Origin of the sequence: Microbacterium sp. Root1433D1 (genome assembly GCF_001426835.1) — a bacterium.
GTDB classification, from domain to species: Bacteria; Actinomycetota; Actinomycetes; order Actinomycetales; family Microbacteriaceae; genus Microbacterium; species Microbacterium maritypicum.
This window is the reverse complement of the sequence record NZ_LMFN01000001.1, coordinates 1,064,381-1,079,212: the sequence shown is the minus strand read 5'-3', so window position 1 is coordinate 1,079,212 and position 14,832 is coordinate 1,064,381. Positions and strand designations below refer to the sequence as shown.

Here is a 14,832-nt window from a genome sequence, read left to right as displayed (position 1 = left end):
GGGCGGCTCGGAGGGCGCGCGAGCATCGCCCGTCCGCTCTTGTTCGGAACCGATGACGATTCGGATGGGATGTCCTGCCGGGCGCGTTGATCACCCGAGCGCGGAGAGGTTGGCGACGTCCTGCTACCGTCGCCTCCATGGAACGAGTCGATGACGATGTGGACGTGTTCCTCCATAGCGCGCGCATGGCGGACGATCTGGCACGTCTGGATGGGGTGATCCGTGAGGTGTTCCCCGAGGAGGAACGAGTTCTGTGGCGTGGCCGGATGTGGGGAGGCACCGAGCAGGCGATCGTCGGCTATGTGGCCGTCGTGCAGTCTCGTCCTCGTGGCGGTGACGTCGAGTGGTTTCTCGTCGGGCTGGCGGAGCAGAAGAACCACTCGTCCGTATATGTGAACGCCGTGGAGGATGGCGTGTACCTCGTGCAGGCCCGAGCGGCGCGCCTCGGTCGAGTGAAGGTGGGTGCGGCGGCGGTGACGTTCCGCTCCGTGTCCGACATCGATCTCGATGAGCTTCGCGCGTTGTTGATCCGTGCGCGAGAACTGAATGCTTCGGGAGACGAGGGCGCAAAGTGAGATGTCGCGTAAGGAACCGCGCGACTCTTCGTCTCTATATAGAGGGTATCCAGATAACGGCCGGCGAGGATGCCGTCCGGGCAAAACGAATGAGGAGTATGAAATGACTGAGTTCTTGGTGCTGTACCGGTCTTCCGTCAGCGCGGCGGAGCAGATGTCGAGCGCTGAGCCTGAGGCGGGCGCTGCGTCGATGCAGGCCTGGATGGACTGGAACGCGCGGGCGGGTGACGCGGTGGTCGACCTCGGCTCGCCGACGCAGACGGTCGCTGACGGAGAGCCAGGCTCATTCATCGGCGGGTACTCGATCATGCAGGCAGAGTCGCTCGATGAACTTCAGCGCGTGCTCGCGGATCATCCGCATCGCGGGTGGGGCGGAACCATCGAAGTGCTGGAGATGCTCGAGATCCCCGGTGCGTGATGGAGAGGAGCGGACGCGTGACCGATAACCACTCCGGCGCAGGGACTCCGACGGACCCCTGGGTTCTGAAGACCGCGCCCTTGTCGTCCGAGTACACGATCTTTCGGGATGACGACAACGATCCGGCCCTCTTGGTCTGCCAGGTGGGGTCGACCAGGCTCACCTATCTCGCGCGCGCGATCGATGACCTCCACGCAGAGCTGCTCCGACGCGGCGACTGGGTGACGCTGGGCGCCGCCGACGAGAAGAAGGAGCCGGCGCCGGACTCGGTCGAGGCATGGGGGCGCTCTGAGGACAACCCCGTGGGTGGCTGGTACGGCCAGCGGAACGGGTATCGAGGCCGTTTCGGCATGTACCTGCCGCCCCTTCTCGAAGCCCTCGGACTCGTCGAGCTCGAGCACAATGCTCGCAACAATCGCGTCAGGGCGATCGCGCGCGCATAGGGCCACCGCCCGGCGGAGGCTCGTGTGGGTCGAGTTGTAGGCTGATCTGATGGCTGACGAGTCACAGAACCGCTATGGAGCGCTTGCTGCACGGGTCTATCACCTGGACAAGCCCATCGGGCATTCGTTCGGCGATGTCGAGTTCTACGGTGACGTCTTGAGCTCGATCGCAGGTCCAGTCTTCGAGCCCGCAGTGGGAAGCGGAAGGGTCTTGATCCCGCTGCTCGAACGCGGCATCAATATCTCGGGTTCGGATCCCTCGAACGAGATGCTCGACGTGTGCCGCGCGGAGTGTGCTCGCCGTGGGCTGGAGACGACGTTGTCCGTCGGCACCTTCGAATCGATCCCGCAGGATCTCGAGCTCTCCGCGGTGATCATTCCCGCTGGCTCGATCCAGTTGCTCACCGACCCGGTTCGGGTCCAGCACGTGTTCGCTCGCGTGCGCTCAGCCCTCTGTGACGGTGGCCAGTTCGTCTTCGATCTCGATCCGTTGAGCACGCTCGCTCAGGCGGAAGCGCCAGCCCGATGCTGGACCGATGGCGCTGACACACTGACCATGACCAGCGCGCTGGAGCGGACCGACTACGCCGCCCAGACGACCGTGTCTCAGCTGCGCTACGAGCTCTGGCGGAACGGCGAGTTGCAGCACACAGAGCTCGACCGGTTCGCGCTTCGCTTCTGGGGAACGAACGAGGTGGCGCTCGCTCTCGAAGCGGCGGGGTTCGCGCACGTCGAACTCATCGCGGACTACACCCCCGGCAGACAGGTGACCGCCGACACCGTGACGACGACCGTCATCGCAACGAAGAGTCTCTGACAACTCTGGTCCACCGTATTCGGAGCGCCACGGTACGCTCCGGGATCTAGGTGCACGTGAGTTCGCTCGGGGCGAGACGACACTCGATGAGGACGGCGACCCCGTGACGTATACGGACGTGGACACCGTGCGGGCGATTTGGAACGGCACGCTCAAGGGAGTGTTCACCGATAAGGACACCATCGACGCCGTCCAGAAGGTGGTCGACTCCGGCGACCCGGACGCGCTGCGCCAGCTCTACTCCTGACAAGAATGTCCGGAGTAGCTCTGGAAGTCACAGTGGAGGGGCTGACGGGAATCGAACCCGCGCTATCTGCTTGGGAAGCAGAAGTTCTACCATTGAACTACAGCCCCGTACTCGCATCCGAGGAGCGAGCGAAGGCCAGCCTACCTGTACGCCGCCCGATGGCCAAAGCACGGGACGCGTCGGAGTGCCACCGCAGACGGTGATCTGCGATGGCACCCCATGATCGCGTCGATCAGCGGCGGACGCCCCGTCGTCGGGCGAACGCCAGGCCGCCGGCCGCGAGCAGCAGCGCCGCGAGGGCCAGCGCCGAGGTGAGCCCGGCGGCGTCGAGTCCGGTGGAGGCCAGGCCGCCGGCGGCGCCGGAGCCGGTTCCGGTGGTGGTCCCTCCGCCGACTCCGCCGGTCCCCGGCTGCGCGGCGCGCACCGTCAGGGGAGCCCGCACCTCGGTGCCGTCGGCGCGCGTCATCACGACGTGGTGCTGTCCTGCGGCCACATCGGTCGGCACGCGCCAGGACAGCGTCCCGGCTCCGGCTCCATCCGCCGTGACGGTTCCCATGTCGATCGGGTCGGAGTGCAGCGCGAACGACACCACCTCATCGGGCTCCAGCCCGGCGACGTCGACGGTGATCCGGTCACCGGCCGTGATGGCATCCGCGGAGAGCGTGACCTGCGCGGGCTCCGGCGTCGTGGCCTCGTCGAGCGTCACCATGATCCAGCTCACCTGCACGTCGGCGTCGCGAGTCGGCTGCAGCACGAGTTCGATCTGGCCCTCGTCGCCCACGGCGATGTCGCCGTAGCTGCGCACCTCGTCGGCCGCGCCGTAATCGTGGTCCTGCTCGACGACGGTGCCGTTCACACTCACCTTCGCGCCGCGGTCGTCCCACTGGTCCCAGGGGTCCGCGTAGCCGACATGCACGCTGTACCGACCGGGCTCGAGGTCGCCGAACCGGTAGGCGATGTCGCGATCGTCGACCGCGTATCGCATGGTCGAGAACATCGTTCCGTCGACGGTGCCCGCGCTCTTGCTGCCCTCGCTGACGTATCCCCACGATGCGCCGCTCGCGGCATCCTCGGCATACGCCTGATCGGCACGGCTGTTGAGCAGGTCGCCCTCGTCCTCGGCGGCGTCCCGCAGGGCCAACCAGTCCGCGGTCTGCTGTCCACCCGCGTTGACCGCGTAACGCAGCCCCTCGGGAACGACCGCGATCGTTCGGGTGAACGTGCGTCCGCCGAACTCGGGGAGGGTGCCCGTCGCGGTGACGATCCCCGGTGCGTCGAACGAGCCGGCGATGCTCCAGGTCACGGGCTGCTCGGTCATCATGCCGTTCTGGGTGACGTTGACCACCGGTGTGTCGAGTGCGCCCCCGACCGGAACCGTCTCGGGCACGGCCGAGACATCCCACGCCGACCACTGGTCGAGCTGGTCGAGCGTCCACTCGTCGTGCACCTCGACCGCCAGCGAGTCGCCGCCTTCGCCCATGTTGATCGGCAGCCACACCATCTGCGCGTTCTTGAGGTCGCCGCCGCCGTTCCATCGGTCGCCCATGTAGATGTACTTGCCGTGCTCGCGATCCACCGGGATCACCGAGCTGGGCTGCGAGTTCCAGGAGTTGCTCTGCGCCCACCAGGGGAACGGGTCTCCCATCTCGGTCCACGCGCCCATGATGTCGCTGGAGCTCGCCCACCGTGAGGGGTTCGGGCTCCATCCCGTGGTGCCCGAGGTGATCAGGAAGTACCGCTCGTCGTGCTTGAAGATCGCCGGGGATTCCCTCGACTGGTTCACGAAGATGCGGTTGTAGTCCACGCCGAGCACGGCCTCATCGGCGGGAGTCGCCAGGTCGGTGTAGTCGTCGTTGAGCTTGGAGATGAACATGGTCGCGTTCTCCTCGCTCGAATAGATGATGTAGCCGGTGCCGTCGTCGTCGACGAACAGGTTCATGTCGCGCGCCATGCCACGGTTGTTCGGGGCGTGGTTGGTCGGTTCGGCATCGGCGGGTGCGTAGTGCAGCCGGTAGCTGTCGATGTACTTGAAGGGACCGAACGGCGAGTCCGCCACCGCTACCCCGGCGTTGGCCTTGGCGTACTGCGCGGAAGACGTCGCCGACGGGCCGTCCATGTGCGCCCACATCACCCACTTGCCGGTCTTCTCGTTGAAGATCACCTTCGGACGTTCGATGATCGGCGGGGTCACGCCGTCGACGGGCACTGTGCCGAGATCGCGGTAGACGGCGTCCTGCTGGGCGGCGGAGTAGTCGCCGTACAGCGCCTCGAAGTAGGGATCGTCCTCGAACTGGTCCTTCGACGACAGCGCCCGCAGCGCCACCCCGCGGTCATCCCAGTTGTACAGGTCGTACGAGCTGTAGACGTGCACGCCGGGAGCCGAGTGGTACCCGTTCGTGCGGTCTTCGCCGTAGAGGTAGTAGATGGTGCGACCGTCGGCATCCTTCGACGGCACGACCTGACCGCCGTGCGCCTGGATCACCTCGCCGTCGGAGTCGAGCCATTCCTGTCCTGGGCGGAAGCTCGCGTACGGGGCGATGTCGTCGCGTGCCGACTCGAGCCGCCACAGCTGGTTGGCGCCCCAGTTCGACTGCCACACCCCGACGCTCGCACCGACCGATGTCGAGGAGCCTCCGACATCCAGCACGGCACCGCGTCCGGCGTTCAGCAGGCTGAACTCCGCGCCGTCGGTCGAGGTCATCATCCACAGCGCAGACGGGTCGGTCGCTGCGGAGGCGTCGTCGAGCACGCGCAGGGCCGTGGAGTCGCCGTCGGCGACCAGCGCACGTCCGTCGGCCGCACGCAGGGCGAAGCGGTCGCGCGAGGTGCCCGGCTGGTCGTCGATGAGCGAGGCCGTCCAGGTCTGCACGGGGATCAGTTCGGGATCCCTGGCGCTGCCGAGGAGGGCGCCGTCATCGGAGGCGGTCAGGGCATGCCCGCTCTGGACGCCGGTGATCGTGTAGGTCTCACCGTCGCGGAGCGCCGGTGCCTCGGTGGCGATGCCTTCGACGCCGGAGACGACGAAGGTGGTCACCGACTTCGCGGGAACCGTGAGCACGGCGGTCCCGTCTGCGCCGACCGCGACCGCTGTTCCGGTGCGCAGAGCGTTCGCCGTCGGGTCGGATGCCGGAGACTCCGTCGTCACGACGGGGGTCACCGTGGCGCCCTGATCGATGTCGCCGAACAGGGACAGGTCGATCGTGATCGTGCGGGCCTGGTCGCTCTCGTTCGTGTGCACGAGCGTGGCGCCGGAGCCGTCGGCGTCGATGGCCGCCGTGGTGTCGTTGTCGGCGACCCGCACCAGCTGGTCGCCGGGTTCGATGTAGTGCGTGAAGTTGCGCAGGGTGTTGTACTTCGCGTTCGTGCGGATGTGGCATCCCGCGTCCGCGTCGCCGTCGGCCAGGCGACGGGCGGAGTCGCCCTCGGCGTTGCAGTCGAAGTCGATGAACACCGAGCCCCAGTTCTTCTTCTCGACCTTCTCCATGTTGTAGAGGTCTTCGACCGGCTGCCACAGCACCCAGGCCTCCGGCTCGAGCTCGCGCAGGTCGGAGCTGACGAGCTGGGCGATGCCGAGCCCGTTCTCGATGGCATCCGGGTTCCAGCTGTCGCCGCCCCAGTTGCCCTCGACCTCACTCATCCACAGCGGCTTGGCCGCGCTCTTCGCGATGTCACGAGCCAGGTGGCGGCCTCCCGTGGAGTAGGTGTGCACGTTCAGCTGGGCGACGGCGTCACGCGCCGCGGTGTCCCATCCGTTCCAGTCCTCCACGAATCGCTGCGGATTCGTCTCGTCGGGGCCGGAGATCACGGCGTCGGTCGTGGTGTCGGAGGCGGCCAGCTCAGCGGCGAGCGCCTTGATCACGTCGGCCTGCAGCGCGGGGCCGGCGTGGGCACCCTCCTGCCTGCTCGCGCTCGTGGGCCAGCCGTCGCCACCGATCGTGGTGCCCCAGTAGTTGGTGTTCGGCTCGTTCAGCGGGTCGATCGTGTCGAACGAGATGCCCTGGGTGTCTTCGACGTGCTCGACGACGGTCTTGAGGTACGTCGCGAACGTGTCGAGGGAGTCGCGGCGGATCTGGTCGGCCCAGGGGTCGGTACCGCCGCTGACGAAGCCGCTCTCGGTCATGAAGTAGGGCGGGGAGTTGCTGAAGGCCTCCCAGGTGTCGACCTGGTCCTTGATGGCCGAGACCCAGGCGCGCTGTGCGGCATCGGCCGAGAAGTCGTAGTCGCTCGCGTTCTCACCCGTCCAGGCGGCGCGGAAGCGGTCGCGGTCGGCGAAGCTCGACGTGATCGCACCGTCGTCGTCGGTGAGCGGAGCATCCGGGTTCCACCACCCTGGGACCGCGCCGCCGGGGCGCAGGTAGTCGGGCACATCGGTCGCGTTGCCGCCGCCGATGTTGTAGCGCGCGATGTTGAGGTTCAGGCCCTCGTCGCCGAAGACCTTGTCGATGAGCTCATCGCGCAGCTCTGCCGGGTACGAGCCGGTCGCGTTCGCCATCCACACCAGACTCGAACCCCACCCCTTGAAGGGGGCGCCCGCATAGGCGGGATTGGGGGTCAGGGTGACATCGGATTCGGCAGCCGTGGCCACCTGCGGGAAGGCGGCGAGACCGCTCGCGGTCGCGGCGAGCACCGCGGCCATGGCGAGTGCGCGCCGGGATGTGGTCGCTGTTCTTGCAGACATCGTTGTCCATTCAGATTGTGTTGACGTTAACATGTCGACGTCAACACAATCTAGCGGATCTTGATCGGCCGGACAAGTTCCCGCTCGCGACAACTAGGCTGGTGCCGTGCTTCTCAGCGACCGCGACATCAAGGCAGAACTCGCATCCGGCCGCATCGGCCTCGACCCTCGCGAAGACGGGATGATCCAGCCGTCGAGCATCGACGTGCGCCTGGACCGGTACTTCCGGTTGTTCGACAACCACAAGTACCCGTTCATCGATCCCTCGGTCGACCAGCCCGAACTCACGCGCCTGATCGAGGTCGACCCCGACGAGCCCTTCATCCTGCACCCCGGGGAGTTCGCACTCGGTGCCACGTTCGAGCAGGTCACGCTGTCCGACGACATCGCGGCACGCCTCGAGGGCAAGTCGTCCCTGGGGCGCCTCGGGCTCATCACGCACTCCACCGCAGGGTTCATCGACCCGGGCTTCACGGGGCATGTGACGCTCGAGCTCGCGAACGTCGCGACCCTGCCCATCAAGCTGTGGCCGGGGATGAAGATCGGGCAGCTGTGCTTCTTCCGGCTCACGTCTCCCGCCGAGAACCCGTACGGCTCCGGCCCCTATGGCAACCGGTACCAGGGGCAGCGCGGACCGACGGCCTCGCGGTCGTTCCAGAACTTCCATCGAACGGATGTCGGCAGCACCGACATCGGAGCAGTCGGAGGCTGAGATGAGTGACGTCAGCGGCACACCGCCGGAAGAGCCCGTCGTCCCCGAGGGGGCGGACCTTCCCGACGCGCGGGAGGCCATGCCGGATGAGCCGCTGATCCCGCCCGCCGACGTCGTCATCCCGCCTCCGCCGCCCGAGATCCCGATCCCGGAGGGATTGCTGGCGGAGCCTGCGTCGGACATCCCCTCGGACGTGTCGTCCGTCGATGCGGTCATCCCGCCGCCACCCGCGACGCGTCGCGGTTCCGACCGTGCACGCCCGACCCCCGCCATCCTCGAAGGAGAGCCGCCCGCCGCGGTGGCGGACGACTGGTCCCAGCCATCGGTCGCGCCCGAGGCGCCGACATCCGGCGGCTATCGCGTGCTCACCGTCGTGATCTTCGCGTTCCTGTTCGTGCTCCTCGTCGCCGCGATCATCGTCGGGGTGTACCTGCTGAACACGACGACCTTCCCCTTCGCGGGTGCCGACGAGGCCGTCACGACGGCGATCACCTTCGCGCTGCGTTCCTGAACCTCGGCGCAGGCGAACTCAGGCGCGTGTGCGTCCCTGCCGACGCCGAAGCGCCGCCGATGCCACGGCGACGAGAGTGCCGATGGCCACGCCGATCACGGTCTCGATCGCGCGGTCCTGAAGGAGCATGTCGACGGGGGTGGGTGCGGCGAGGTGCACCATGAGCAGCGCGAGTGGGGTGATGAACACCATCGCGATGCCGTAGTTGCGGCCGACGAACAGCTCGGCGGCGGCCTGCAGCATGACCACGAGCGCGATGACGGCGAGCGGCGGCAGATCGATCGCGAGGATCGCCGCCGCGACGAGCACGCCGAGAAGGGTGCCGACGAGGCGCTGGATGCCGCGGATCACCCGGGCGTTCAGCTGCGGTCCGCTCACGGCGGCGACCGCACCGACGGCTGCCCAGTACCAGTGGGAGTCCATGATCAGCAGGCCGGCGAACCCTGCTCCCACGATGGCCACTCCGACCGATGCGGCCATCTCTCCGGCAATGGGCCCCACGGGTTGCCGGGACCTCGACGACGCATCGGCCGTGCTGCGCGTGAAGACGCCGATGAGGGCGGTGATGGCCAGCCCGAACAGTACGCTCGGACCGCCGACCAGCAGCACGTCGCCGAAGGAGGCGGTCGTCGCCGGGATCGTGGCGCATGCCCCGACCGCGAACACCGGGAACAGCGGCCCCGGAGGGTGCCACCGCATCGTGTAGGCGAGCAGGGTGACGGCGGATGCGATGACCGCGACGACGAGGATGCTGACCGGGGCGGGAGCGGCGAGGACCGACAGGGCGGTGCCGACGAGCATCGAGGCGAGGATCACTCCGCCGGCGGTGGCCTGCATCCGCAAGCGATCGCGGAACACGTCATGGCGCCCGTAGAGCGCGGCGAAGGCGCCGAAGCTCGCATAGATGCTGAGGTCGAGGCGCCCCAGCATCCAGAGCACGAGGAGGGGGACCGCGACGCTGATCGCGGCGCGGAGCGCGACCCGGTGGTCACCGCGGTGCGGTTCGACGCGCAGAACGCCCGTCCACACTCTGCCCCGCGAATCCGCCACCGATCCAGCCTACGTCCGAGCCCGGGCCTCCATCGCTGCTGGGCCTCCATCTCGGCCGGGCGGTCGCTCGATACACGAAACGCCCCACCCGGATGTCGGGAGAGGCGTTTCGAGGGTGGTGCGGATGTCAGGCGTCGCGGCCGCGGGTGAACCCCGCGTCGAAGCCACGCTCGAACGCGTGCTGAGCGATCCGCTCTGCACGGTGCGCGCCGTGTCCGTGTCCGTGTCCGCCGTGTCCGTGTCCGTGTCCGCGGCCGTGACCGCGGTGACCGGCGCCGGGCTCGCCGCGGCGGCATCCGTTCTCGGCGTCCTCGTGCGGGCCGAAGCCGTGTCCGGGGCCGAAGCCGTGCTCACGGTCGTGTCCGAAGCCGTGCACGGCCTCGCGCTCGGGGCCGCGGCCGAAGCCTCGTCCGAACGGGCGTCCGAAGCCGCGGGGAAAGCCGCGACCGTGGCGGGGGCCGCCGAAGCCGTGCCGACGTGCGCGGGGAAGAGGAGTCTCCTCGTCCCAGCCGAACGCACGGGCGATCTTCTCGAGTGAGGCCAGCGTGGTGGCCATGTCCTCGGGGGACACGGCCTCGGTGACCGTGGTGCGGATCTCGTCGACGAGGGTGCCGAGGCGTTCCTTCGCCGCGCGGCCGTCGTCGGTGAGCGTCCAGCCCTCTCCCTCGGGGGAGACCCAGCCGCGCTCGACGAGTCGATGCAGCTTGTGGCTGTTCAGCGGGCGGTCGGATGCGACGGTGCCGTCGACGATGTTGAGCAGGCGCCAGTCGCGGCGACTCGCGTGCTCGCTGTCGAACGCGGTGGCGAACTCGGCCGCCATGAGGCGGTCGGCGGCCTTCAGCCAGTAGCCGAAGGGGCGGGAGGTGTTCTCGGGGTTCTGTGATTCAGAGGTGTTCATGGGAAGTCCTTCGTGTCGGGGTGACTTTGTTGTCAGTGTGCATGTGTATGTCACAGTGCATGTACATGTAGTGTGACATGGACTCGCAATGCATGTCAAGTCGCATGTAAAATCGATCCGTGACCACCGAATCGAACGATGCCGCGAACGACGCCGCACCGGACGCGGCCCAGCGGGATTCCGCACAGCCGGACTCCGCACAGCCGGACTCCGCACAGCCGGACTCCGCACTGCCGGATTCCGCCGAGGCCATCGCGCAGGCGCTGTCCCGTCTGCGAGGACGCCGACCGGGGGAGAGGGGCGCGGGCGAGCGGGGTCAGGGCGGCCGTGGTCATGGCGGACCGCGCGGATGGCACGGAGGGCCCCACGGCGTCGCGCCGGGGGAAGATCCTCGCGACCACTTCGAGCACCATCGCGGTCGCCCCGGGATGCCGCCGTGGATGGCCGACCCCTCGGGTCGCCTCGGCGGCCCCGCCCGCATGCGGATGCTGGAGGCGCTGGCCGCGGCATCCGCGCCGCTGAGCGTGAGCGACCTCGGTGCCGCGATCGGGGTCGATCAGCCCCGCGCGTCACGGCTCGTGCAGCAGGGCGTCGAACGCGGTTACGTGCGCCGCGAGGCCGACCCCGACGACGCGCGGCGCACACGTATCGCGCTGACGGACGAGGGGCGTCGCCTCGCCAGGGGCATGCGCGGCGAACGTCGCGAGATGCTGGCGACGGCGCTCACCTCCTTCACGGAAGAGGAGCGCGTCGAGCTCGCCCGGCTGCTGAACAAGCTCGCCGACAACTGGCAGCGCTGACCCGGACTCGGATCAGCGCGGCGCCTTCACCGGGAGCAGGAGCAGGAAGCCGACGATCAGGACGATCACGATGCCCAGGATGCCGAACGCGGTCTGGGCCGTCAGCACGATCAACAGGGTCCAGGCGCCGGAGGCCATCCAGCTCGCGGCCCGACCGGTCGTGGCGTACAGGCCGAAGATCTCGCCCTCGCGGCCGGCCGGGGTGACCCTGGCCAGGAACGACCGTGCCGCCGCCTGCGCGGGGCCGACGAACGCGCAGAGGATGAGTCCGCCGATCCAGAACACGATGGCGCCCGCGTCCCTCAAGAAGAAGACCGCGAGGCCGGCGACGATCATCGACCCGATCGAGGCGAGGATGATCCGCTTCGGCCCCAGGTAGTCGTCGAGTCGTCCGGCGGCGATCGTCGAGACCCCCGCGATCAGGTTCGCGGCGATGCCGAAGATGATGATCTCCTGCGTCTCGAACTTGAACACTGCTGTGCCGATGATCGCACCGAAGGCGAACACGCCACCGAGGCCGTCGCGGAACACGGCGCTCGCCAGCAGATACCAGAAGGTGGGCCGGGTCTCCGGGTCGCGGTACAGACCGGCGACGTCCTTCACCAGCAGCGGGTACGAGGCGAAGAATCCGACTCTGCGCTCGGGGCGTCCGAGTGAGGGTTCCGGCACGTTGAGGAAGATCGGGATGCTGAAGATGATCGCCCAAACCGCGCATCCGACCGCGATCAGCCGGTAGGCCAGGCCGTTGTCGGTGGACATGCCGAACCAGTCGAAGGTGTCCAGCACGACCACGATCACGAGGGCGATGATGCCGCCGAGGTAGCCGAAGCCCCAGCCGAGGCCCGAGATGCGACCGACGTTCTTCGGGTTCGCGATGCCGATGAGCATCGCGTTGGAGTTCACCGCCGCGATCTCCTGGAACACCGTCGCGGCCGAGATCAGGGCGACTCCCAGCCAGAACAGGCTCGGTGTGGGTTCGACGAACCACAGGCCCAGCATGCACATGACCAGTGCGCCGGTGCCGATTCCGAGCCACAGCTTCTGGCGCCCGGCGGCGTCCGCGCGCTGACCCAGCACGGGGGCCAGCAGCAGGATGCCGAAGGCAGCGATCGTCGACCCCAGGCCGAGACCGGCCGCGAGATCCGCCTCGGCGGCGAGCCGGACCGGGTCGTCCACATCGAGCGACGCGACCTCTGGTGGCAGGAAGCCCTCGCCGACGAGATACAGCGCCGTGAACACGAACGTCAGGATGACGGTGTTGAAGGGCTGCGTCGCCCAGTCCCACAGCGCCCAGGAGTACACCTGCTTCTTCGGCGCGGGTGTGTCGCCGCGCAGATCCAGGCCGACGACGGCCACGGCGCCGCTGTTCGCGGTCGCCACGGGCTCGGGAACGCCCTGGCGAGGTTCGGGTTCGCTCATGGGGGAAGTCTGGCGGGCCACGGTGAACGCCCGGTGACGGCGCGCCGCGCCAGGGGGCAGAGATCGGAGCCGCAGTGAGGCTCAGGCGTAGAGCAGATCCGCCTCGACGGCCGCGGGCCAGTCCGGTACCGCGAGTGTCGCCGGGTCGTTCCAGCTCCCGTCGGCGATCTGGCGGAATGCGCCGCGGACGCCGAAGAGCTTCTCCAGCGGCGACCAGTTCGACTCTCCCGGCATCGGGATCAGCGACCGCTCGGCGAGGGACTCCGGGTACATCTCGGCCAGGAGTGACAGGAGGCGCACCCCGGTGTGCACCGGCCGCAGGGCCGCGGCATCGGTCACGTGCAGGATCACACCCTCGCACTGCGCGCCGGCATGGTCGCGCACGAGGGGGGTGAATCCGTAGGGGGAGGCGGTCACCCCGGGGAGATCGAGGTCGACCACCGCCTGCGCATAGTCCTCGGCGTCGATGAAGGGTGCCCCGATCACACGGAACGGCACCGCGGTGCTGCGCCCTTCGGAGACGTTCACGCCCTCGGCGAGGCACGTCCCGGGGTAGAGCAGGGCTGTCGCCGCGCTCGGCAGGTTCGGTGACGGCGGCATCCAGCGGAGCTCTTCGCGACCGATCGCGGTGTCCCCGCGTCGCCAGCCGTCGAGCTCGACGACGTCGAGCTCGACATCGATGCCGCGGGTGCGCACCCAGTGCCGAGCGAGTTCTCCGATGGTGAGTCCGTGACGGATCGGCATCGACCAGCGCCCGACCAGCGATTGCGCCGCCTCGTCGAGCATCGGACCCTCTGCCTGTTCGAGGAGACCGCCGAGCGGATTGGGGCGGTCGAGCACGATGACGGCGACCCCCGCATGCGCGCAGGCTTCGAGCATGTGGCTCATGGTCCAGATGTAGGTGTAGAAGCGTGCGCCGACATCCGGGAGATCCACCAGGACGACGTCGAGGTCGGCGAGGTCTTCCGCGGAGGGGCGCACGGAGGGGCCGTACAGGCTGCGCACGGGAACGCCCGTGACGCGGTCTCGCACGTCGTCGATGAGCGCTCCCTCTTTCGCCCGTCCGTCCATCCCGTGTTCCGGGCCGAAGAGCAGGTTCAGCGACCACCCCTCCGCCACGAGCGCGGCCCGCCCACGCGTGAGCTGCGACGTCAGCGCCAGGTCGTTGGTGAGCATCCCGATCCGCGCGGTGCGCAGCGTGGTCAGCAGGCGCGGGGGCAGGTCGTGCCGGAGGAGCCGGTCGATACCAAGGTGCATGGTCAGTCGATTCTGTGAGTGGTGACGGCGTCGAGGGTGCGCTGCAGGTTCGCCGAGATGGTGTCGTAGTCGGCCTGCGCGATGCGGGTGTAGAGGAAGTCGAGGATCGCGAGCTGCGCGATGCGGCTCGCCATCGCGCCGGAGCGGAACGTCGATTCCGACACCGCGGTGACGAGCACCAGGTCGCACGCTCTGGCCAGAGGCGACTTCGGGTTGTTCGTGATGGCGATCGTGGTCGCCCCGGCTCTCCCCGCGACCTGCGCCGCCTGCACGATCTCGAGCGTGCGTCCGGAATGGGAGATGGCGATCGCCACATCCCGCCCGTCCAGCAGCGCGGCGCCCGTCAGCGCGAGATGGTGGTCGGTGCGGGCCTGGGCGACGAGTCCTGCGCGGTGCAGCTTCTGCTCCAGATCCTGGGCGGCGAGTCCGCTGGAGGCGGCACCGTAGATGTCGATGCGTCGCGCGTCTCGGACCTCGGCCACGCAGCGTTCGAGTTCGTCGAGATCGATCTGGCGGGCGGTGCGTTCGATCGCGGCGGCCTCCGCGAAGGCGATCTTGCGCACGGTCGTCGCGACGTCGTCGTAGCGGCTGACATCGCCCGCGGACACCTGGAACCTCTCCTGGTCGGAGGCGCTGCGGCTGAGCTCGGTCGCGAGCGCCAATCGCATGTCCGGGTAACCCCCGAAGCCGACGCTGCGGGTGAAGCGGGCGACGCTGGCGACGGAGACCTCGCACTCCTCGGCCAACCGGGTGATGGAGCTCTCCACGACGGCCTGGGGCTCGGCGAGGACGTACTCGGCGATACGGCGCTCGGTCGGGGTCAACTCGGAGAGACGCTGATGGATGGCTGTCACGACACTGTTCGGCACGTGCCCATGATGTCAGGCCGAAACCCACTTCGGAAGAAATTTTCAGATTTGCTTGCATTTCTGTAAGAGATTGCCCAAAGTGGGCATGTCGGCATCTCCCCAACCACGGGAATGCCGCATGACATCGACGTCACGCGA

14 protein-coding genes and 1 tRNA gene are annotated in these 14,832 nt (G+C 68.3%); 8 read left to right on the top strand and 7 right to left on the bottom strand.

Translation table 11 applies throughout. The features are described 5' to 3' along the window. The first annotated feature begins 137 nt into the window (after positions 1-137). From ASD13_RS05195 to ASD13_RS17330, 5 genes are all read left to right on the top strand, one after another. Positions 138-575, top strand: coding sequence for a DUF1801 domain-containing protein (locus tag ASD13_RS05195; protein WP_055866381.1), 438 nt, complete (start codon positions 138-140; stop codon positions 573-575). Between the two features lie 103 nt (positions 576-678). Continuing rightward, entirely contained in the window at positions 679-993 is a 315-nt protein-coding gene (locus ASD13_RS17335; protein ID WP_055866379.1) for a YciI family protein, read from the top strand. A 17-nt stretch (positions 994-1,010) separates the two neighbouring features. Then, positions 1,011-1,436 carry a DUF6855 family protein gene (locus ASD13_RS05185; protein ID WP_235562468.1) on the top strand — a complete coding sequence of 142 codons (426 nt, stop codon included), beginning with the start codon at positions 1,011-1,013 and terminating at the stop codon, positions 1,434-1,436. 49 nt (positions 1,437-1,485) lie between these two features. Then, positions 1,486-2,253: a class I SAM-dependent methyltransferase gene (locus ASD13_RS05180; protein WP_055866375.1), complete on the top strand. Its 768-nt coding sequence runs from the start codon at positions 1,486-1,488 to the stop codon at positions 2,251-2,253. A 103-nt stretch (positions 2,254-2,356) separates the two neighbouring features. Continuing rightward, positions 2,357-2,500 (top strand): hypothetical protein, encoded by a 144-nt coding sequence (locus ASD13_RS17330; RefSeq protein ID WP_157535574.1) that lies wholly within the window; start codon positions 2,357-2,359, stop codon positions 2,498-2,500. A gap of 33 nt (positions 2,501-2,533) precedes the next feature. On the opposite strand, the gene ASD13_RS05175 is transcribed toward ASD13_RS17330, so the two are convergent. Beyond that, positions 2,534-2,607 (bottom strand) — tRNA-Gly (locus tag ASD13_RS05175). 125 nt (positions 2,608-2,732) lie between these two features. Next, positions 2,733-7,178 carry a glycoside hydrolase gene (locus ASD13_RS05170; RefSeq protein WP_082531394.1) on the bottom strand — a complete coding sequence of 1,482 codons (4,446 nt, stop codon included), beginning with the start codon at positions 7,176-7,178 and terminating at the stop codon, positions 2,733-2,735. 106 nt (positions 7,179-7,284) lie between these two features. On the opposite strand from ASD13_RS05170, the gene dcd reads away from it, so the two are divergent. Both dcd and ASD13_RS05160 read left to right on the top strand, forming a co-directional pair. Next, entirely contained in the window at positions 7,285-7,890 is a 606-nt protein-coding gene (gene dcd / locus ASD13_RS05165) for a dCTP deaminase (protein WP_017829685.1), read from the top strand. Position 7,891: 1 nt separating this feature from the next. Then, positions 7,892-8,401: a hypothetical protein gene (locus tag ASD13_RS05160; RefSeq protein WP_055866367.1), complete on the top strand. Its 510-nt coding sequence runs from the start codon at positions 7,892-7,894 to the stop codon at positions 8,399-8,401. A gap of 18 nt (positions 8,402-8,419) precedes the next feature. Here ASD13_RS05160 and ASD13_RS05155 read toward each other — a convergent pair whose 3' ends face one another. Further along, positions 8,420-9,451 carry an FUSC family protein gene (locus ASD13_RS05155; RefSeq protein ID WP_055866365.1) on the bottom strand — a complete coding sequence of 344 codons (1,032 nt, stop codon included), beginning with the start codon at positions 9,449-9,451 and terminating at the stop codon, positions 8,420-8,422. 127 nt (positions 9,452-9,578) lie between these two features. Beyond that, positions 9,579-10,349 (bottom strand): hypothetical protein, encoded by a 771-nt coding sequence (locus ASD13_RS05150; RefSeq protein ID WP_055866363.1) that lies wholly within the window; start codon positions 10,347-10,349, stop codon positions 9,579-9,581. Positions 10,350-10,468: 119 nt separating this feature from the next. Here ASD13_RS05150 and ASD13_RS17610 point away from each other — a divergent pair, with 119 nt between their 5' ends. Next, a complete protein-coding gene (locus ASD13_RS17610) occupies positions 10,469-11,149 on the top strand; it encodes a MarR family winged helix-turn-helix transcriptional regulator (RefSeq protein WP_235562467.1) in 681 nt (226 codons plus the stop codon). Positions 11,150-11,161: 12 nt separating this feature from the next. On the opposite strand, the gene ASD13_RS05140 is transcribed toward ASD13_RS17610, so the two are convergent. The 3 genes from ASD13_RS05140 to ASD13_RS05130 form a co-directional block, all read right to left on the bottom strand. Continuing rightward, the gene (locus ASD13_RS05140; protein ID WP_055866361.1) at positions 11,162-12,568 is read right to left on the bottom strand and encodes an MFS transporter; all 1,407 of its coding nucleotides are present in this window, start codon (positions 12,566-12,568) and stop codon (positions 11,162-11,164) included. Positions 12,569-12,649: 81 nt separating this feature from the next. After that, positions 12,650-13,825, bottom strand: a complete 1,176-nt coding sequence (locus ASD13_RS05135; protein WP_055866359.1) for an exo-beta-N-acetylmuramidase NamZ family protein — start codon at positions 13,823-13,825, stop codon at positions 12,650-12,652. A 2-nt stretch (positions 13,826-13,827) separates the two neighbouring features. Continuing rightward, positions 13,828-14,694, bottom strand: a complete 867-nt coding sequence (locus ASD13_RS05130) for a MurR/RpiR family transcriptional regulator (RefSeq protein WP_051056561.1) — start codon at positions 14,692-14,694, stop codon at positions 13,828-13,830. Between the last annotated feature and the right edge of the window lie 138 nt (positions 14,695-14,832).

Excerpts from the sequence above, each read along its gene's own strand:
- ASD13_RS05180 (WP_055866375.1), top strand. The coding sequence starts at position 1,486 with ATGGCTGACGAGTCACAGAACCGCTATGGAGCGCTTGCTGCACGGGTC.
- ASD13_RS05170 (WP_082531394.1), bottom strand. The coding sequence starts at position 7,178 with ATGTCTGCAAGAACAGCGACCACATCCCGGCGCGCACTCGCCATGGCC.
- ASD13_RS05160 (WP_055866367.1), top strand. The coding sequence starts at position 7,892 with ATGAGTGACGTCAGCGGCACACCGCCGGAAGAGCCCGTCGTCCCCGAG.
- ASD13_RS05135 (WP_055866359.1), bottom strand. The coding sequence starts at position 13,825 with ATGCACCTTGGTATCGACCGGCTCCTCCGGCACGACCTGCCCCCGCGC.
- ASD13_RS05150 (WP_055866363.1), bottom strand. The coding sequence starts at position 10,349 with ATGAACACCTCTGAATCACAGAACCCCGAGAACACCTCCCGCCCCTTC.
- ASD13_RS05195 (WP_055866381.1), top strand. The coding sequence starts at position 138 with ATGGAACGAGTCGATGACGATGTGGACGTGTTCCTCCATAGCGCGCGC.
- ASD13_RS05140 (WP_055866361.1), bottom strand. The coding sequence starts at position 12,568 with ATGAGCGAACCCGAACCTCGCCAGGGCGTTCCCGAGCCCGTGGCGACC.
- ASD13_RS17335 (WP_055866379.1), top strand. The coding sequence starts at position 679 with ATGACTGAGTTCTTGGTGCTGTACCGGTCTTCCGTCAGCGCGGCGGAG.